General features: G+C 73.5%; 17 protein-coding genes. 2 read left to right on the forward strand and 15 right to left on the reverse strand.

Features of this window, described 5'->3' with window-relative positions; all coding sequences use genetic code 11:
* Nucleotides 1-184: 184 nt before the first annotated feature.
* From ACTIDRAF_RS0211920 to ACTIDRAF_RS0211970, 11 genes are all read right to left on the reverse strand, one after another.
* Nucleotides 185-2494 (reverse strand): RelA/SpoT family protein, encoded by a 2310-nt coding sequence (locus ACTIDRAF_RS0211920; RefSeq protein WP_026066014.1) that lies wholly within the window; start codon nt 2492-2494, stop codon nt 185-187.
* Between the two features lie 286 nt (nt 2495-2780).
* Entirely contained in the window at nt 2781-3200 is a 420-nt protein-coding gene (gene yajC / locus ACTIDRAF_RS0211925; protein ID WP_016698968.1) for a preprotein translocase subunit YajC, read from the reverse strand.
* A gap of 160 nt (nt 3201-3360) precedes the next feature.
* Nucleotides 3361-4395 carry a Holliday junction branch migration DNA helicase RuvB gene (ruvB, locus tag ACTIDRAF_RS0211930; RefSeq protein WP_039786940.1) on the reverse strand — a complete coding sequence of 345 codons (1035 nt, stop codon included), beginning with the start codon at nt 4393-4395 and terminating at the stop codon, nt 3361-3363.
* Nucleotides 4396-4513: 118 nt separating this feature from the next.
* Nucleotides 4514-5116, reverse strand: a complete 603-nt coding sequence (gene ruvA / locus ACTIDRAF_RS0211935; protein ID WP_016698970.1) for a Holliday junction branch migration protein RuvA — start codon at nt 5114-5116, stop codon at nt 4514-4516.
* Between the two features lie 3 nt (nt 5117-5119).
* Nucleotides 5120-5686: a crossover junction endodeoxyribonuclease RuvC gene (gene ruvC / locus ACTIDRAF_RS0211940; RefSeq protein ID WP_016698972.1), complete on the reverse strand. Its 567-nt coding sequence runs from the start codon at nt 5684-5686 to the stop codon at nt 5120-5122.
* Between the two features lie 175 nt (nt 5687-5861).
* A complete protein-coding gene (locus ACTIDRAF_RS0211945; protein ID WP_016698973.1) occupies nt 5862-6767 on the reverse strand; it encodes an Fpg/Nei family DNA glycosylase in 906 nt (301 codons plus the stop codon).
* A 92-nt stretch (nt 6768-6859) separates the two neighbouring features.
* Entirely contained in the window at nt 6860-7354 is a 495-nt protein-coding gene (locus ACTIDRAF_RS0211950; protein WP_016698974.1) for a DUF4262 domain-containing protein, read from the reverse strand.
* A gap of 204 nt (nt 7355-7558) precedes the next feature.
* Entirely contained in the window at nt 7559-8308 is a 750-nt protein-coding gene (locus ACTIDRAF_RS0211955; protein ID WP_016698975.1) for a YebC/PmpR family DNA-binding transcriptional regulator, read from the reverse strand.
* 118 nt (nt 8309-8426) lie between these two features.
* The gene (pdxT, locus tag ACTIDRAF_RS0211960; protein WP_425359122.1) at nt 8427-9071 is read right to left on the reverse strand and encodes a pyridoxal 5'-phosphate synthase glutaminase subunit PdxT; all 645 of its coding nucleotides are present in this window, start codon (nt 9069-9071) and stop codon (nt 8427-8429) included.
* A 127-nt stretch (nt 9072-9198) separates the two neighbouring features.
* On the reverse strand, nt 9199-9507 hold the full coding sequence (locus tag ACTIDRAF_RS0211965) for an AzlD domain-containing protein (RefSeq protein ID WP_016698978.1): 309 nt from the start codon (nt 9505-9507) through the stop codon (nt 9199-9201).
* The gene (locus ACTIDRAF_RS0211970; RefSeq protein ID WP_016698979.1) at nt 9504-10208 is read right to left on the reverse strand and encodes an AzlC family ABC transporter permease; all 705 of its coding nucleotides are present in this window, start codon (nt 10206-10208) and stop codon (nt 9504-9506) included. Before ACTIDRAF_RS0211970 ends, ACTIDRAF_RS0211965 begins: the two co-directional genes overlap by 4 nt.
* 73 nt (nt 10209-10281) lie before the next feature.
* Between ACTIDRAF_RS0211970 and ACTIDRAF_RS0211975 the strand changes: the two genes are divergently transcribed.
* On the forward strand, nt 10282-10857 hold the full coding sequence (locus tag ACTIDRAF_RS0211975) for a helix-turn-helix domain-containing protein (RefSeq protein ID WP_016698980.1): 576 nt from the start codon (nt 10282-10284) through the stop codon (nt 10855-10857).
* Between the two features lie 85 nt (nt 10858-10942).
* On the opposite strand, the gene pdxS is transcribed toward ACTIDRAF_RS0211975, so the two are convergent.
* Nucleotides 10943-11875, reverse strand: coding sequence for a pyridoxal 5'-phosphate synthase lyase subunit PdxS (gene pdxS / locus ACTIDRAF_RS0211980; protein ID WP_016698981.1), 933 nt, complete (start codon nt 11873-11875; stop codon nt 10943-10945).
* A 282-nt stretch (nt 11876-12157) separates the two neighbouring features.
* Here pdxS and ACTIDRAF_RS0211985 point away from each other — a divergent pair, with 282 nt between their 5' ends.
* Complete coding sequence (locus tag ACTIDRAF_RS0211985; protein ID WP_026066016.1) at nt 12158-14239, forward strand: elongation factor G-like protein EF-G2; 2082 nt, start codon at nt 12158-12160, stop codon at nt 14237-14239.
* 938 nt (nt 14240-15177) lie between these two features.
* Here the strand turns inward: ACTIDRAF_RS0211985 and ACTIDRAF_RS0211990 are convergent.
* The 3 genes from ACTIDRAF_RS0211990 to ACTIDRAF_RS28470 form a co-directional block, all read right to left on the reverse strand.
* Nucleotides 15178-16179 carry an NUDIX hydrolase gene (locus ACTIDRAF_RS0211990; protein WP_016698983.1) on the reverse strand — a complete coding sequence of 334 codons (1002 nt, stop codon included), beginning with the start codon at nt 16177-16179 and terminating at the stop codon, nt 15178-15180.
* A complete protein-coding gene (locus tag ACTIDRAF_RS0211995; protein ID WP_016698984.1) occupies nt 16176-17321 on the reverse strand; it encodes a glycosyltransferase family 4 protein in 1146 nt (381 codons plus the stop codon). The genes ACTIDRAF_RS0211990 and ACTIDRAF_RS0211995 overlap by 4 nt, the downstream gene beginning before the upstream one ends.
* Nucleotides 17318-18025: phosphatidylinositol mannoside acyltransferase (locus tag ACTIDRAF_RS28470; RefSeq protein ID WP_016698986.1), on the reverse strand; the 708-nt coding region annotated here is incomplete at its 5' end. The genes ACTIDRAF_RS0211995 and ACTIDRAF_RS28470, both read right to left, overlap by 4 nt.

Below are 18025 nucleotides of genomic sequence, written 5' to 3' on the forward strand. Positions count from 1 at the left end.
AGGCGGGGGCCTCCGCCCCGTCCCCGAGCAGGCCGTCCCGGGTGGCCGACCTCGGGCCGGTCGCGGTCTTCCAGGGTGCCGCGCACGGGTGGTCCCGGCGCCCGCGAGCAGGGGCCGCGCCCACGGAACGCCGGCCCCACCTGGTACCAGCACACCCGCTCCTGACAACCGGGTGTGGTCCCGATCAGGCGACCGAGGTCACCCGGTAGACGTCGTACACGCCCTCGATGTTGCGCACCGCCTTGAGCACGTGGCCGAGGTGCTTCGGGTCGCCCATCTCGAAGGAGAAGCGGCTGACCGCGACCCGGTCGCGGGAGGTGGTGACGGAGGCGGAGAGGATGTTCACCCGTTCATCGGCCAGGATCTTGGTGACGTCGGAGAGGAGCCGGTGCCGGTCCAGGGCCTCCACCTGGATGGCCACGAGGAAGACCGAGGACGCCGAGGGCGCCCACTCCACGTCGACGAGGCGTTCGGGTGCCGCGCGCAGGTCGTCGGCGTTGGTGCAGTCGGTGCGGTGCACGCTGACGCCGCCGCCCCTGGTGACGAACCCGAGGATCTCGTCGCCGGGAACCGGGGTGCAGCACCTGGCCAGCTTCACCCAGATGTCCCGCATCCCCTTGACCGTCACGCCGGCGTCCCCGGTGACCCGCCGCCGGTGCGGCACCGTGGAGGGGGTGGACCGCTCGGCCAGCTCCTCCTCGGCGTGCTCCTCGCCGCCCACCAGGGCCATCAACCGCTGCACGACGTGCTTGGCCGAGGACTGGTTCTCCCCGACGGCCGCGTACAGCGTGCTGATGTCGGTGTAGTGCAGCTCCCGCGCGACGGCGCCGATCGTGTCGGCGGAGACCAGTCGCTGCAGCGGCAGACCCACCCGGCGGAGTTCCTTGGCGATCGCCTCCTTGCCGGTCTCGATCGCCTCCTCCCGGCGTTCCTTGGCGAACCACTGCTTGATCTTGGCCTTGGCGCGGGGGGAGGAGACGAACGACAGCCAGTCGCGGCTGGGACCGGCGCCCTCCGCCTTCGAGGTGAAGATCTCGACGACCTCACCGTTCTCCAGCGTCCGTTCGAGCGCGACCAGCCGCCCGTTCACCCGGGCACCGATGCAGCGGTGCCCGACCTCGGTGTGCACCGCGTAGGCGAAGTCGACCGGCGTCGAACCGGTCGGCAACGTGACAACGTCCCCCTTGGGGGTGAAGACGAAGATCTCCCGGGCGGCCAGGTCGTACCGCAGCGACTCCAGGAAGTCACCCGGGTCGGCGGCCTCCCGCTGCCAGTCCAGGAGCTGCCGCATCCAGGCCATCTCGTCGACCTCGACGGCCTTGCCCCGGTGGGTGCCCTTGGTCTCCTTGTACCGCCAGTGCGCCGCGATGCCGTATTCGGCCGTCCGGTGCATCTCGTGGGTCCGGATCTGCACTTCCAGCGGCTTTCCGTCCGGACCGATGACCGTGGTGTGCAGCGACTGGTAGACGCCGAAGCGCGGCTGCGCGACGTAGTCCTTGAACCGCCCGGGCATCGGCTGCCACAGCGCGTGCACCACGCCCATCGCCGCGTAGCAGTCGCGGACCTCGTCGACCAGGATGCGCACCCCGACCAGGTCGTGGATGTCGTCGAAGTCCCGACCCCGGACGATCATCTTCTGGTTGATCGAGTAGTAGTGCTTGGGGCGGCCCTCCACCTTGGCGCCGATGCGGGCCAGGTCGAGGTTGGCCGACACCTGCTGGATGACCTCCCGCAGGTAGGTGTCCCGGGAGGGCGCGCGGTTGGCGACCAGGCGGACGATCTCGTCGTACTTCTTGGGCTGGAGGATCGCGAAGGCGAGGTCCTCCAGCTCCCACTTCACGGTCGCCATGCCGAGCCGGTGGGCCAGCGGGGCCAGGACCTCCAGGGTCTCCTTGGCCTTCCGCGCCTGCTTCTCGGGCGGCAGGAAGCGCATCGTGCGCATGTTGTGCAGCCGGTCGGCCAGCTTGATGACCAGGACCCGGGGGTCGCGGGCCATCGCGATGACCATCTTGCGGATCGTCTCGGCCTCGGCGGCCGCGCCCAACTTGACCTTGTCGAGCTTGGTCACGCCGTCGACGAGGTGCGCCACCTCGTCACCGAAGTCTCCGCTCAACCGCTCCAGCGAGTAGTCGGTGTCCTCCACGGTGTCGTGCAGGAGCGCGGCGACCAGTGTCGTGGTGTCCATCCCCAGCTCGGCCAGGATGGTGGACACGGCCAGCGGGTGGGTGATGTAGGGGTCGCCCGACTTGCGGCGCTGCGAGCGGTGCTTCTCCTCGGCCACGTCGTAGGCCCGCTGCAACAGCGCGAGGTCGGCCTTGGGGTGCAGCTCCCGGTGGACGGTGGCCAGCGGTTCCAGCACCTGCTTGACGGTGGAGGAGCGTTGCGCGGTGATCCTCCTGGCCAGCCGAGCCCGGACACGTCGGGTCGCCGACGGCTGCCGGTTTCCCGTGGCGGGGACGGCCGCCGTGGTCGCACGCTCGACGTCCTGACTCAACGGCACGCTCCAGGATCTTCTCGACGTTCTGCCCGGCCCGCCCACCGGCGGACCGCCCGCATGTGCCCCGAAGCACCTCCGGACACTGAGAATAACGCCGGGGCGGGCCGAGGTCTTCCGCCAGGTCGGACTCGCCGACGAACGGTCCCCGGCGGGCGCCGGGACGACCGGACGTCACCGCGCGGCCGCGCCCTGGGAACGCCTGCTGGCCTCCCACCGGCGGTGGAAGGCCGGCCACGGGCGTCTCCTGGAGGACCCGGGCCCGAGGGGAGCCCGGGCAGCCGGGTCAGTCGTCCTTCTTGGCGTCCTTGCCGCCGACGGAGGTCGTCGCCTTCTCCGCGTCCGACCCGTCCTTGTCATCGGCCAGCTCGCTGGCCAGGCCGTTGGTCTCGGGCAGCCCGACGGTCTCGTCGGTGGACTCGCCGGTGGTCTCCGAGGCCTCGGCCGGCGGCTGAACCCGCTCGCGGACGGCGGCGCGCACCCAGGTGGTCACCACGCCGGGGGCCACCTCCAGGCCGATCGTCTCGTCATCGGTGGTGTCCGCGACGGTGGCGTAGAGCCCCGAGGTGGTCATGACCTTGTCGCCGACCTCCAGCGAGCCCTGGAGCTGCTGCATCTCCTGCATGGCCTTCTTCTGCTTCCGGCTCGCCAGGAACAGCGGCAGCACGATGAGCAGCAGGAAAAGCGGAAGGATGAAGGATTCCATCATTCTCCGTTCGGGGACGCCCACGCGGGTTGACACGTCCGATTGTTCGGGTTTGCGATTCCCAGTGTGCCAGCCCCCGGGAGGCCCTCCGCGTTCCGCCCCTTACCGGGAGCACACATGCCGTTCGTGCGCGTGCACCGAATCGCCGTGCGTCACCACTCTAACCCTCGGCGCCAGGGGCGGTCCGCCCCGCTGTCTGCGCGGCCGCCGCGTCCTCCGGCGCGCGCAGGCCCAGGTGTTCCCAGGCCGCGGCCGTGGCGATCCGGCCCCGGGGTGTCCGCGCGAGCATTCCCGCCCGGACCAGGTACGGCTCGCAGACCTCCTCGACCGTCCCCGGTTCCTCCCCGACGGCGACCGCCAGCGTCGACACGCCGACCGGTCCGCCCCCGAAGGATCGGACCAGGGCGGTGAGCACGGCCCGGTCCAGCCGGTCGAGGCCCAGCTCGTCGACGTCGTAGACCAGCAGCGCGGCCCGCGCGGTCTCCCGGGTGACGGCGCCGTCCGACCGGACCTCCGCGTAGTCGCGGACCCGGCGGAGCAGCCGGTTGGCGATCCGGGGCGTGCCCCGCGAGCGCCCGGCGATCTCCCGGGCGCCGTCGGGCCGGAGGTCGACCCCGAGGATGCTGGCGGACCGGCTGATGATCCGCTCCAGCTCCTCCGGTGAGTAGAACTCCATGTGGGCGGTGAACCCGAACCGGTCCCGCAGGGGCCCGGTGAGCGCGCCCGACCTGGTGGTCGCGCCGACCAGGGTGAACGGGGCGATCTCCAGGGGGATGCTCGTGGCGCCCGGCCCCTTGCCGACGACCACGTCGACGCGGAAGTCCTCCATGGCCAGGTACAGCATCTCCTCCGCCGGCCGGGCCACGCGGTGGATCTCGTCGATGAAGAGCACGTCGCCCTCGGCCAGGTTGGAGAGCATGGCGGCGAGGTCCCCGGCGCGCTCCAGCGCGGGACCCGAGGTCATCCGCACCGAGGCACCCAGCTCGGCCCCGATGATCATCGCCATGCTGGTCTTGCCGAGCCCGGGGGGGCCGGAGAGCAGGACGTGGTCGGGAGGGGCGCCCCGGTTCCTGGCACCGGTGAGGACGAGTTCGAGCTGCTCACGCACCCGGGGCTGCCCGACGAACTCCGGCAGCGAGCGGGGTCGGAGGGTGGCTTCGACGTCCCGGTCGCCGGGTCCGGCGCTGGTCGCCAGCGCGTCCTCACCTCCGCGCTGGCCGGCACCGGGTGCGTCGGAGCCGAGGTCGGGGTCCGCCCAGTCGTCCGTCACGTCAGCCGTCCCACGTGTCCACGTCGTTCCGCCTGGTCCCGCCTCACCGCTTGCGCCCCAGCACCGCCAGGGACCGGCGCAGGATTCCCGAGGTGTCCCCGCCACCGTCGGTGGCCAGCACCTTCTCCACCGCCTGCTCCGCCTGCTTCGCCGTGAACCCGAGACCCACCAGGGCCTCGACCACGTGGGTGCGCTGCTGGCCGGTGTCGGGCCCGGCCACCCCGTCCCCGCCACCGGCGGGAACGGCGGGGCCGAGCTTGTCCCGCAGCTCGACGACGAGACGTTCGGCCCCCTTCCTGCCGATCCCGGGCACCTGGGTGAGGGTGGTCAGGTTCCCTTCCGACACCGCCGTGCGCAGCTGGTCCGGCTCCAGCACCGCCAGCATCGCCAGCGCCAGCCGGGGGCCGACGCCGGAGACGGTCTGGAGCAGCTCGAAGAGCTCCCTGACCTCGTCGGTGGCGAACCCGTACAGCGTCCAGGAGTCCTCCCGGACGACGAGGCTGGTCACGAGCTCGACCTGCTCACCCCGACGCAGCCCGGCCAGGGTGGCCGGGGTGGTGCGCACGGCGAACCCGATGCCGGAGACCTCGACGACGGCGTGGTCGAGGCCGACGGAGCGCACCGTTCCGCGTACCGAGGAGATCACCGGTCATTCCTCCCTCTTGGCCGCCGCGGCCAGCCGGGCCCGATGGGCCCTGGCGAGCTGGGCCGCCTGTGTCTGGGCCCGTGCCAGCCGCGCCGACACCGGCCCCCGCCAGAGGTGGCAGATCGCCAGTGCCAGGGCGTCGGCGGCGTCGGCCGGCCTGGGCGCCTCGGCCAGCCGCAGGATGCGGGTGACCATGGCCCCGACCTGTTTCTTGTCCGCCCGCCCGGAGCCGGTGACGGCGGCCTTGACCTCGCTGGGGGTGTGGAACACGACAGGGAGCGAGCGTCGGGCGGCCGCGAGGGCGACGACGCCGCTGGCCTGGGCGGTGCCCATCACCGTGCGCACGTTGTGCTGGCTGAACACCCGCTCGACGGCGACGGTGTCGGGGCGGTGCGCGTCCAGCCACCGGTCGACGGCCTCGGACACGGCCAGCAGCCGCTCCGGGAGTTCCGCGTCGGCCGGCGTGCGCACCACGTCGACGGCGACGAAACGCACGGCACGGCCGTGGCCACCGTCGACGACGCCGATTCCACACCGGGTCAGACCGGGGTCGACGCCGAGCACCCGCACGCCTCGCCTCCCGCCGCTCGACGAACACCAGTTCGAGCGATCAGGCTACCGGTTCGGGCGGATCACCCCGCGAGCGGCGCGCCCACCCGGCTCCGCACAGCGGGCTGCGGCCCGCCGTCGCCACCACCCGAGGTGAGGGGCCGGCCGGGTCTCCGGTGCCCGGACGGGCACGCCCTCACCCCGGTGGTTGGCAGCGGGGGCACCACAGGCTGGACCGCCCCGCGGTCCGACTGTGCTCCAGGGCCGTGCCGCAGACGGGACAGGCGGCGTCCGGCTGGTCCCTCAGCCCGGTCAACCAGCCCTTCTTGTCGGGGACCCGCCCGGCCTTGACCGCCTGCGGGAGCAACCGCCGCAGCTGGCGGTGCAGCGTCCGCCGTTGGGAGGGGGTCAGGCGAGCCAGGCTGCGGTCCGGGTGGATGCCCGCGCGCCACAACATCTCGTCCGCCAGCAGGTTGCCGATACCGGCCAGGACGCCCTGGTCGATCAGGGCGGCCTTGACGGCACGGCGGGACGGGGGCAGGCGGGCGTCGAAGTCGCGGAAGTCGAGGGTGGCGGCATCCGGCCCCTGGCCGGCGAGCAGCTCGTCGACGCCGCGCTCGTCCTCGGCCAGCCAGATGCCCTGGAGCTTGCGCTGGTCGCGGAAGCGCAGCTCGCCCTCGTCGAGGACGATCCGCACGCGGTCGTGGCGGTGTCCGCGCCGCCGGTCGGGAGGAGCCTGCCAGCGCAGCGACCCGGTCATCCCGAAGTGCAGCGCGAGGACGGGGCCGCCGCGCGCCCGACCGCCCTCCCCGGCCGCCCCGTCCCCTCCGGAGGGGGCGTCGACCGCCGGGGCCCCGCCGGCGGGTTCGTCGGGCCGGTCCTCGTCGGGCGAGCCGGGCTGGTCCGGGAAGCTCAGCAGCAACCACTTCCCGTGCCGGTCGGCCCGAGCGAGCCGACGTCCGCGCAGGGCAAGGGCGAGGTCCTCGGGGGAGACGCCGTGCAGGATCCCGGGGTCGAACACGACGACATCCCGGACGGGCCGGCCCAGGGCGTGCTCCACGACGACGCGACGGAATCCCTCGACATCGGGCAGCTCAGGCATCGGGAGAAGGCTGCCATGCCATGTTCCCGGTGTCGACACCGGCACGATCCGCGTCGGGGGCGCCCCGGCTGGAGAGCGGGTGGTGCGGCCGGTCAGGGCCCGGTTTCCCCCGGTACCCAGCTCTCGGGGCGGCCGCTGTCGGTGAGCACCGGCTGGTACTGGGCGAACCCGCCGGGCGCGTCCGGTTGCCACGGCCAGGAGCCGTCCGGTGCGGCGACGATCATCTGCAGCGCGGGGAAGTTGCCCTTGCGGTTGAGCAGGAAGGCGTGCCCGAAGTACTCCGCGTAGAAGCCCCGGTGCACCCGCTCGAAGGTGACGGGCAGGTCCTTGAGGAACCGTTCGTAGCACCGGCCCGGCACGAAGTTCTCCCCCGCGCGGGCCCGCTCCGAGTACGTGCCGAGCACCGCGTGGGCGACTTTGGGCGGCAGGCCGATCACCACGACCTCCGGCATGCCGCAACTGCGGTAGACGCCGACGGTCTGCGCGAAGGGCGGGGCGCCGCGTTCCGCGGCGACGTGCACGATCGCGACGCCGTCCTCCTCGGCGGCGGTCCGCAGCTTCCGACGTAGCTCCTGGTCATCGGCCACGAAACGCACCTCCGGGCGGGACACCGCGCTAGTTCTCCCGTCAGGGCGACCCTATACGGGACGCCTCGGGCCGGAACGAGGCCCGCCGGGTGGCGGGAGCCTGTCACGACCCTCCGCTCCGCCACCGCCCGTGGGCACGGGCGGCGGGGGCGGGGAGCGGGTCCGGCCCCGACCGCCGGGAACCGGTCCGCTCGGGCCAGGCCGTCAGCCGACCTCGGCCATCACCTCGTCGGAGACGTCGAAGTTCGCGAAGACGTTCTGGACGTCGTCGCAGTCCTCCAGCGCGTCGATGAGGCGGAACACCTTGCGGGCGCCCTCGGCGTCCAGGGGCACCGTGGTGGACGGCAGGAAGCTGGCGTCGGCCGAGTCGTAGTCGATCCCGGCCTGCTGGAGGGCGGTCCGGACCGCGACGAGGTCGCCGGCCTCGGCGACGATCTCGAAGCTCTCCCCCAGGTCGTTGACCTCCTCCGCGCCCGCGTCCAGCACGGCGAGGAGGATGTCGTCCTCGGACAGGCCGTTCTTGGGCGCGATCACCACACCCTTGCGGTTGAACAGGTAGGACACCGACCCGGGGTCGGCCATCGAACCGTTGTTCCTGGTCATCGCGGTGCGCACCTCGCCAGCGGCGCGGTTGCGGTTGTCGGTGAGGCATTCGACGAGGACGGCGACACCGTTGGGCCCGTAGCCCTCGTACATGATGGTCTGCCAGTCGGCTCCGCCAGCCTCCTCGCCCGCGCCCCGCTTGCGCGCCCGCTCGATGTTGTCGAGGGGGACGGAGTTCTTCCTCGCCTTCTGGATGGCGTCGTACAGGGTGGGGTTGCCGTCCGGGTCCCCTCCCCCGCTGCGGGCCGCGACCTCGATGTTCTTGATCAGCTTGGCGAACAGCTTGCCACGCTTGGCGTCGAGGGCGGCCTTCTTGTGTTTGGTCGTGGCCCACTTGGAGTGGCCGCTCATCTCTCCTCCGTCTTCGTCGCGATGCGTCTTCCTTCGCTCCGGGCGCTGCGTGGAGCCGTGCCGATCCTACTGGTCGCCCGGACGAGGCGAGCCGCCTCCGTTCGGGCGCGGCGTCCGGTCAGGCCTCGCGGACGGTGCGGACGAACAGCTCGTGCACCCGCCCGTCCCGGCCGTCCACGGCGAGCAGTTCGGGGTGGAAGGCGGTGGCCAGGGCGTTGCCCTGCCGCACCGCGACCACCCGTCCGGCGGCGGGCCCGGCGGCCGGGGTCTCGGGGACCCTGGCGAGCACCTCGACGCGATCACCCAGCGACTCCACCCAGGGCGCCCGGATGAAGACGGCGCGCAGCGGTGCCGTCCCCTCGTGGCCGCCCGGCCCGAGACCGGCGAAGTCCAGGTCGGCCTCGAAGGAGTCGACCTGTCGCCCGAAGGCGTTGCGCCGCACCACCATGTCGATGGCGCCGAGGGTGTGCTGCCCCTCCCGCCCGTCGAGGACCTCGCTGGCCAGCAGGATCATGCCGGCGCAGGACCCGTACACGGGCAGTCCCTCGGCGACCCGGTCGCGGAGCGGTTCCAGCAGCTCGAAGGTGTCCAGCAGACGGCTCATCGTGGTCGACTCCCCGCCGGGGAGAACGAGGCCGTGCACCTCCGCCAGTTCCTCCGGGCGGCGCACCGGGCGCGCGACGACGTCCTGCTCGGCCAGGGCGAGCAGGTGCTCCCGCACGTCGCCCTGCAGTGCGAGCACCCCGACGACCGGCTGTGCAATCGACACGGAGAAGACCTCCAAGCTGGGAGAACACTCGACGTCACATGGTAGGTAGTCATGCGGTTGGTGGGAGGCGCGGGTGCGGGGCGGGCGAACCCGGTAGCGGCCGGGCCCGGGGGCGGCCGGTTCAGGGCACACCGAGCAGCCGCAGACCCGCCGCCGTTCCGGCCGCCGCCAGCACGACCACGACGAAGGGGGCCCGTCGCCAGGCGAGGACGCCGCCCACCGCCACCCCGATCGGTCGTGCCCAGCCGGCGAACCCCGGTCCCTCGGTGAACGCGGCGGTGAGCATCAGGGCGGTCAGCAGCGTCGTGGCCGCCACGGCCAGCCCGCGCCGCGCGGCCTCGGACAGCCGCAGCCGGTCGCGCAGGAGGGGGCCGGCCACCCGGAAGGCGTAGGTACCGAGCGCGAGCAGCACGATCGTCGTGACCGTCATGAGGACTCCCCCCTCGCCCAACGGGGCAGCGGCAGCAGCAGGGCCACACCGCAGAGGGCCAGCAGGACCGGGACACCGGCGGGCAGCAGCGGAGTGGTGAGGACGGCGACCGCCCCACCGGTGAGGGCCGCCCGCCGGGTCGCGGCGTCGCGCAGGGCGGGCAACAGCAGCGCCAGCAGCGCGGCGGGGAACGCGGCGTCCACCCCGAAGACGGCGGGGTCACCAACGGCGCCGCCGATCAGACCACCGAGCACCACGGCCGGCTGCCACACGACGAAGAACGTGATGCCGGAGATCCAGTAGACCCGGCGCGCCCGCTCCGGGTCCCGCTGGGCCAGCGCGAACGCCACCGACTCGTCGATCAGCAGGTGGCTGCCGACCAGCCTGGCCGCGAGGCCGCGTCCGAGCAGGTGGCCGATCGCCAGCCCGAACGGCAGGTGGCGGGCGTTGAGGATGAGACCAGCGGCGAGCGCGGCCAGCGGCGCTCCCCCCGAAGCCACCACGCCGACGGCCATGAACTGCGAGCCGCCGGCGAAGACCAGCAGGGACATCAGCGCCGCCAACCAGATCGACAGGCCGCTGGCCACCGCGATCGCGCCGAAGGACAGGCCGACGACGCCGACGGCGACCGCCATCGCGGCGATGTCGCGACGTACTTCCGGCTCGAGGGCCTGGCCGCGGGGGACCGACGAGCTCACCACGGCGGCCGCCTCACTAACCTGGGTACGAGGAGATCGTTCGTCATAACGAACAATCGTACAAAGGAGCGAACGAATGGCCGAGGCCCTCCGAGGCACGGGCGACGCCCCACCCCTCGCGACCATCGCCAGGGCGTTGCGCAGGGAACGACAACGCGTGGGGATGTCCCTCTCCGAGCTGGCACGCCGCGCCGGCGTGGCCAAGTCCACCCTCTCCCAACTCGAAGGAGGCAGCGGGAACCCGAGCGTGGAGACCCTGTGGGCGCTGGGGGTGGCGCTGGGGGTGCCGTTCAGCCGGCTCGTCGAACCCGCGACCTCCCGGGTCCGCGTCGTCCGCGCGGGCGAGGGCCCGGGCGTGCGGTCGGAGACGGCTCCCTACCAGGCGGTTCTGCTGGCCTCCTGCCCCCCGGCGGCACGACGCGACGTCTACACCATCACCTTGGACCCCGGGAACCCCCGCAACGCCGACCCCCACATCCCGGGCACGGTCGAACACCTGGTGGTGAGCAGCGGACGGCTGCGCTGCGGCCCCCACGACGACGTCATCGACCTGGGCCCGGGCGACTACGCGAGCTTCCCCGGCGACGTACCGCACCAGTACCAGGCACTGGAGACCGGCACCAGCGCCGTGCTGATCATGGAACACGTCTGAGGGACGAGGAGCAGGCCCACCCCGGACAACGCTGAGCCGTCAAGGCGCGACCTGCCCCCACCCGAACCAGGTCGCGCCGACGACGTCACCAACCCCGGCTGGCGTACCGCCGGTCCTCGGGCAGCTCGCTGAGGTTGATGCCCACGATCGCCTCACCCAGTCCGCGCGAGACCTTGGCGACGACGTCCGCGTCGTCGTAGAAGGTGGTGGCCTTCACGATGGCCTCGGCGCGCTTGGCCGGGTCGCCCGACTTGAAGATGCCGGACCCCACGAACACGCCCTCGGCACCGAGCTGCATCATCATCGCGGCGTCGGCAGGCGTGGCGATGCCGCCGGCCGTGAACAGCACGACGGGCAACTTGCCCAGCGCCGCCACCTCACGCACCAGCTCGACCGGCGCGCGCAGCTCCTTCGCCGCCGCGTACAGCTCCTCCTCGTCCAACACCGTCAGACGGCGCAGGTCCGACCGGATCTGCCGCATGTGCCGGGTCGCCTCGACGACGTTGCCCGTCCCCGCCTCACCCTTCGACCGGATCATCGCCGCGCCCTCGGCGATCCGCCGCAGCGCCTCCCCCAGGTTGGTCGCGCCGCAGACGAACGGCACCGTGTAGGCCCACTTGTCGATGTGGTGCGCCTCGTCGGCCGGGGTGAGCACCTCGGACTCGTCCACGTAGTCCACACCGAGGGCCTGGAGGACCTGCGCCTCGGCGAAGTGGCCGATGCGGGCCTTGGCCATCACCGGGATGGACACCGCGTCGATGATGCCCTCGATCATGTCCGGGTCGGACATCCTCGCCACGCCACCCTGGGCGCGGATGTCGGCGGGAACCCGCTCCAGCGCCATCACCGCGACCGCGCCGGCGTCCTCCGCGATCTTGGCCTGCTCCGGGGTGACGACGTCCATGATCACGCCGCCCTTGAGCATCTCGGCCATGCCCCGCTTGACGCGGGCGGTCCCGGTCACCGGCGCCGCCTGCTCGTTCGTGGGGTCCGTCGTCGTGCTGTCAACCGAGCTCACTGCCTCGCGCCTTTCGCGTCACCCGGTTCCGGCGGCCAGGCCACCGGAACCGCGTCCTACCTGGTCGGAGTCATGGTACGTCGCACGTGGCCTACCAAGGTGGCCAGTTCGACCGCGTTTCGGCAGACCACTCGGGGGTGACGCCCGAACCCGGCACCACCTCTCCCCCCGGAACCGGCCCGGGGTGAACGGCGCGTATTCGTCCCGGTCCGACGGGTAACCGACCGGGAGGGACAGGCCGGCGGGGCACACACCCGCCCGAGGGGTCGGAGGTGCGGGACGATGGCACACAGGCGATCGGACGAGGGCCGACGGCCCGCCACTCCGCTCGTGGACACCACGCGGATCCGCGACGTCGCGCTCCTCGGCCCGTCCGGCGGTGGGAAGACCACCCTCGTCGAGGCGCTGCTCGCGGCCACCGGCACCATTCCCAGGGCCGGATCCGTGGACGAGGGGACCGCCGTCACCGACCAGGACGCCGCGGCCCGCCACCAGCGGCGGTCCGTGGCCCTGGCCGTCGCGCCGGTCCGACACCGCGACACCCACGTCAACCTCGTGGACACCCCCGGCTACCCGGACTACATCGGTCAGGTCCGCGCAGGTCTCCGCGCCACCGACGCCGCCCTGTTCGTCGTCGGCGCCCACGGCGGCGTCGACGAGGCGACCGTGCGCCTGTGGCGGGAGTGCGTCCGGACCGGGACACCGCGCGCGGTGGTCATCACCCAGCTCGACCACCGGCGGGCTGATCCGGAGCGGGTGCTGGTGGAGTGCGCCAGGGCCTTCGGGCCCGGCATCCTCCCCCTGTACCTGCCAGTGACCGCGTCCAACGGCGAGACGACCGGTCTGCACCCGGTCCTCGACCACGGTGCCGACCCCTGGGGCGGCCGGATCGGGCTCCGCGATCCCGCCATGGCGCACCGCGAACTCGTCGAGGCGGTCATCGCCGAGAGCGAGGACGACGCACTGCTGGAGACCTACCTGCGCGGCGCGTCCCCTCGCGAGGACCAGCTGCTCGACGACCTGGCGCGGGCCGTGCTCACCGGGGACCTGCACCCGGTCCTCCCCGTCGCGGCGACGGAGGGAGTCGGCCTGACCGAGCTGCTGGACCTGGTCACGCGCGTCCTGCCCTCACCGGCCGAACGGGAGTGCCCGCCGGTCACCGGAGCGGACGGCGCGCCCGAGCGGGTTCCCCTCGGCGACCCGGACGGTCCGCTGCTCGCCGAGGTGGTGGGCTCGTTCGCGAACACCTACCTCGGTCCGGTCACCCTGCTCCGGACCTTCTCCGGCTCACTGCGCGCCGACGACCGGGTACGGGTCGCGGGCCACGGCCTCGAGGGAGCGGGGCGTCCCGAGCACGCGGTGGTCGAACGGGTCGGTCGGATCCACTCCCCGTTGGGCATGGAACTCCGGGAGACCGGGCTGTGCGTGGCAGGCGACATCTGCGCGGTGACGAAGCTGGCCGGAGCGGAGACCGGGGACACGGTGTCGACCCCCGAGCGCCCCCTGGTGATCAGCCCGTGGACCCTGCCCGAACCACTGCTCCCGATCGCCGTCACCGCGGCCGACCCGAGCGCCGAGGACCTGCTCGGCAGGAACCTCTCCCGGATGGCCGCGACCGATCCCGGGGTACGCATCGAACAGCACGAGGACACCCACCAACTCGTGCTCTGGTGCACGGGCGAGGGGCACGCCGACCTGGTCCTCACCCGACTCGGGGCTGGCGAGGTGGACCTGCGCGTCGAGCCCGTGCGCGTCCCGCTCCGCCAGACCTTCGCCGGCCCGGCGCGCGGTCACGGTCGCCACGTCAAGCAGACGGGAGGCCACGGCCAGTACGCCGTCTGCGACATCGAGGTGGAACCGCTCCCCCGGGGCGGGGGCTTCGACTTCGAGGACCTCACCGTCGGCGGGTCGGTCCCGCGCCAGTTCGTGCCCAGCGTGGAGCGGGGGATCCGGGCGCTGATGGCCCGGGGCCTGACCGAGGGGGTACCCCTGGTGGACGTGCGGGTCACGTTGCTGGACGGGCGGGCGCACAGCGTCGACTCCTCGGACGCGGCCTTCCAGACAGCCGGCGCGCTCGCGCTCCGCGACGCGGCGAGCAAGGTGGCGCTCCCCCTCCTGGAACCGGTCGACGAGGTGGCCATCCACACCCCCGACGACTGCCTCGGCCCGGTGCTCGGGGACCTCGCGGCACGCCGCGCCCAGGTGCTCGGGACCGAACCCGCCCCGGAGGCGGGCTGGACCCTCGTGTGGGCCGAGGTTCCGGAGGCCGAGCTGAGCAGGTACCTGGTGGAACTGAACCAGCTGACCTCCGGGCGCGCCGATTTCCACCGCGTCTTCGCGGGGTACGAGGCACGGGACGACTGACCACCCCGACGGGACCGCCTCCCCCACCACACCCCTCCCCCCGGGGAACCCCGAGCGGGGACACCGACCGCCAGGACACGGCCCCGCCCCGCCGTCGTGGCGCCCGTCGCCAGCGCGGTGTGGCGGGACGGCCGGTACCACGACACCCGTCGCACCCACCCGGTCCCCCGCGTGGTGCTCACCCCGGTCCCGAAGCTGACCCCACGGGCGCGCACACCTCCCCGGGTGATGGTGGACGCGACGATGCCCCACCTCGCCGAGGTGGCGGACGGACTCGCGGAGACCCGGGCCGTGACCGGCTCGCCCACCAGTCCCCTCCGCGAGGACCCGGCGACGGCCAGCTGGCCCCCAGGGCGGTGGCCAGGAGCCGGCCGTGAGCTCCCCCACCGCCCCGAGGACCGGCTCACGCGCCCAGCGCGCCGAACTCGGCGAGCGGCGGCGCACGCCGGTGGCCGCGCTGCCCAGCGCCGGCCCCGCACCTCCAGCCCTCCCGGCGGCCTGGCTCGCGACGCGGACCAGGGCGCTGGCGGCCGAACGCGCCCGGACGGCCGCCCACCTGCGCGCCGACCTGGTGGCGGCGCTGGGGAACCTGCGCACCACCCCTGTTCGTCCGCCACCCCGAGAACCACCCCCGCGTGGTGGTGGTGGTGGGCGACGCGAGGACACCCGCAGGGGGTCACCGCTGGCTTCTCGGCCAGGGCACCCCGACCCCGGAAGGGGGACGCTCGCCCGGCTCCGCCGCCGACCCGAGGCGACCAGCCGCGACGCGGGAGCGGAGGGTGCCCGGCCGCGCCCGCCGCCCCGATCCTCCCCGGCAGCGCGACCCCGACGACCACCGACACCGGACGTCCGAGGCCACCGCCCCAACCGGGAACCGCGACAAGGGGGAGGGAGCACGAGGAGCCCGCGAGCGGGAGGGACCGCGACCGCGACGCCCGTCAGTGGACGGTCCTGGTCCGGCCGTCCCACTCACCGGCGAGGACCTCCGGCAACATCTCCGCGAGCCGCACCGGGTAGACCGTCACCTCGGCCGCCGCCAGCTCGTCCAGCCCCCACCACCGGTGCCGGAGAACGGTACGCCGTTCCAGGTCGGAGAACCCGGAGGTGTCCGGCGCGAGGCCTTCGTCGACGCGCAGGACGAAGTACCACTCCTCGGTCTCCGTCTCCTGCTCGTCGAAGCTGTAGACGGCGTACCGCCGCCACACCGGCCCGACCAGCGCCGCCGGGTCCACCACGAGGCCGGTCTCCTCGGTCAGCTCCCGCGCGGCGGCCAACCGGGGGCTCTCGCCCTCCTCCACGCCACCGCCGACGGTGTACCAGAACGGCGCGGTCGGCCGGACCGGGTCGATGCCCTCGAACAGCAGCAACCGGTCGCCAGGGTCCACGAGCAGCACGCGGGCGGCCGGACGCAACCGCAGGGACGCGCCGGCGGCGTCCAACCCGCCCTCGGGCTCGGCGATCTCGAAGTAGGTCGGCGGGGGAGCGCCACCCGCCAGCCGCAGCCACCGCACCGCCCGGTGCCGGCGCAACGCGAGGGTGTCCCGCACCGCGTCGTTGTGCACCCGCCTGGCCAGGATCACCCGCAGCTCCGCCTCCTCGAGCTCGGCGCGCAGGCCCGGGGACAGCGCCGCCCGGTCCCACTCGGCCAGCAACCGCCCGACGGCGTTCTCCGCGTCCTCGCGCCGGTCACGACCGGCGGTCTCCGCCCGGTCGGCCGCCGTGCGCAGCCGCGACGCCAGCGCCTGGTCCGGGCACACCTCCGCCACGGCCCTGGCCACCACGGACCGCCGTGCCAGCGCCGAGTCCACGGCCGCCCACGCCGCGTCGGTGCGGACGTGCAGCCGGTTCAACCGGTTCGCGACCAGCACCGACCAGCCACCGAGCACCACCAACGACACCAACAGCACCAGCGCCAGGGTGAGCAGCGTGGTCACCGTCATCCGGCCCGCTCCCCGTCCGCCTCGGCGACCCGCCGGGGATCCGCGGCCATCGCGGTCTCGTAGACGCGCATCACCTGCCTGGCGACCACCGGCCAGTCGAAGGTCTCGACCTGCCGGCGCCCCCGGGCGGCTGTCCCCGCCCGGTGGTGGTCGTCGTCGAGCAACCCGGCCAGCTCCTCGGCCAGCGCGCCGGCGTCACCCACCGCGTGCAGCACACCCGCGCCGCCACCCGCCAGGACCCGGCGGAACGCGTCCAGGTCGCTGGCGAGCACCGCCGCACCGGCGGCCATCGCCTCGGTCAGGATGATGCCGAAGCTCTCCCCGCCCGTGTTGGGCGCGCAGTAGACGTCGACGCTGCGCAGCGCCCTGGCCTTGGTCTCGTCGTCGACCTGACCGAGCAGGTCGATCCGGGGGGCGAGTTCCGGCCCGGCCGCCCGGAGCAGCTCGTCGCCGTCCCCCCGGCCCACGACCAGCAACCGCAGGTCCGGCCGGTCGGGCGCGACCCGGCGCAGCGCGTCGAGCAGGATCGGCATCCCCTTGCGGGGCTCGTCGAAACGCCCCACGAAGCCGACCGTCCCACCGGCTCGCGGGTACCCGGGCAACGGGGCCGCCTCGGAGAAGAACCCCACGTCCACCCCGTTCGGGATGAGCACCGCGTCCCCCCCGAGGTGCTGGACCTGCACCCGGCGCGCCAGGTCGGACACGGCGATGCGCGCGGTGATCTTCTCCAGGAAGGGCCGCAGCACCCCCTGGAAGGCGGTGAGCGCCCGCGACCGGGGCGTGGAGGTGTGGAAGGTCGCGACGATCGGCCCGTCGGCCACCATGAGCGCCAGCAGCGCGAGGCTGGGCGCCACCGGCTCGTGCAGGTGCAGCACGTCGAACTCGTGTTCCCGCACCCAACGACGCACCCGGGCGAAGGACCTCGGCCCGAACGAGAGCCGGGCCACCGAACCGTTGTAGGGGATGGCCAGCGACCGGCCGGCGGAGGTGACGAACTCGGGCAGTTCGGCGTCCTCGGCCGCTGGCGCCAGCACGTCGACCTCGTGCCCCAGGCCGCGCAGCGTCGCGGCGAGGTCCGCGACGTGGGCCTGCACCCCGCCGGGCACCTCCAGCGAGTACGGGCAGACGATCCCGACCCTCACGGCCGCGGCTCCCCCGAGGTCGCCAGAACCGTGTCCGCCGGCTCGTCCCGCCGGCCCCGGCCCGGCAGGTCGGACAGCCACAGCGGCTGGAGCATGTGCCAGTCGGCGGGGTGCCGGGCGATCTCCTCGGCGAAGGCGTCCGCCACGGCCTGGGTCGCCCTGGCCACCCCGGCCCCACCGCCGGCCACCTCCACGGGCCGCGCGAACCGCAACCCCCAGCCCGCCGGCGTGAACCAGGTCGTCGCGGGGAGCAGGGTGGCCCCGGTGCGGGCGGCCAGCCAGGCCGGCCCGGCCGGCATCCTGGTCCGCTCCCCGAAGAAGTCGACCGGCACACCCGAACTGCTCAGGTCGCGGTCGGCCACCAGGCACACCAGCCCGCCCGCGCGCAGCCGCTCCAGCATGGTCATCATCGTCCGCCGTCCGCCGTCGGCCGGCAGGATCTCGAACCCGAGCGATTCCCGGTAGGCGACGAACCGCTCGTAGACGGACGCGGGGCGCAACCTCTCCACCACGGTGGTGAAGCGCCCGTAGCGGTGGGTGGCCCACAGGCCCGCCATGTCCCAGTTTCCGCTGTGGGGCAGCGCGACGACCACCCCCCGCCCGTCGGACATCGCCTGGTCGAGCGCCGTGGGGCTCTCGACGCCCAGGTCGAAGGTCCGGCGGGCGGCGGCCCGGTCCACCGAGGGCAGTTGGAACGCCTCCCG

Source organism: Actinoalloteichus spitiensis RMV-1378 (assembly GCF_000239155.1).
Taxonomy (GTDB): Bacteria; Actinomycetota; Actinomycetes; order Mycobacteriales; family Pseudonocardiaceae; genus Actinoalloteichus_B; species Actinoalloteichus_B spitiensis.

Coding starts and splice junctions, on each gene's coding strand:
- yajC (WP_016698968.1), bottom strand. CDS start 3,200: ATGGAATCCTTCATCCTTCCGCTTTTCCTGCTGCTCATCGTGCTGCCG.
- ACTIDRAF_RS0211945 (WP_016698973.1), bottom strand. CDS start 6,767: ATGCCTGAGCTGCCCGATGTCGAGGGATTCCGTCGCGTCGTCGTGGAG.
- ACTIDRAF_RS0211955 (WP_016698975.1), bottom strand. CDS start 8,308: ATGAGCGGCCACTCCAAGTGGGCCACGACCAAACACAAGAAGGCCGCC.
- ACTIDRAF_RS0211965 (WP_016698978.1), bottom strand. CDS start 9,507: ATGACGGTCACGACGATCGTGCTGCTCGCGCTCGGTACCTACGCCTTC.
- ACTIDRAF_RS0211975 (WP_016698980.1), top strand. CDS start 10,282: ATGGCCGAGGCCCTCCGAGGCACGGGCGACGCCCCACCCCTCGCGACC.
- ACTIDRAF_RS0211985 (WP_026066016.1), top strand. CDS start 12,158: ATGGCACACAGGCGATCGGACGAGGGCCGACGGCCCGCCACTCCGCTC.
- ACTIDRAF_RS0211990 (WP_016698983.1), bottom strand. CDS start 16,179: ATGACGGTGACCACGCTGCTCACCCTGGCGCTGGTGCTGTTGGTGTCG.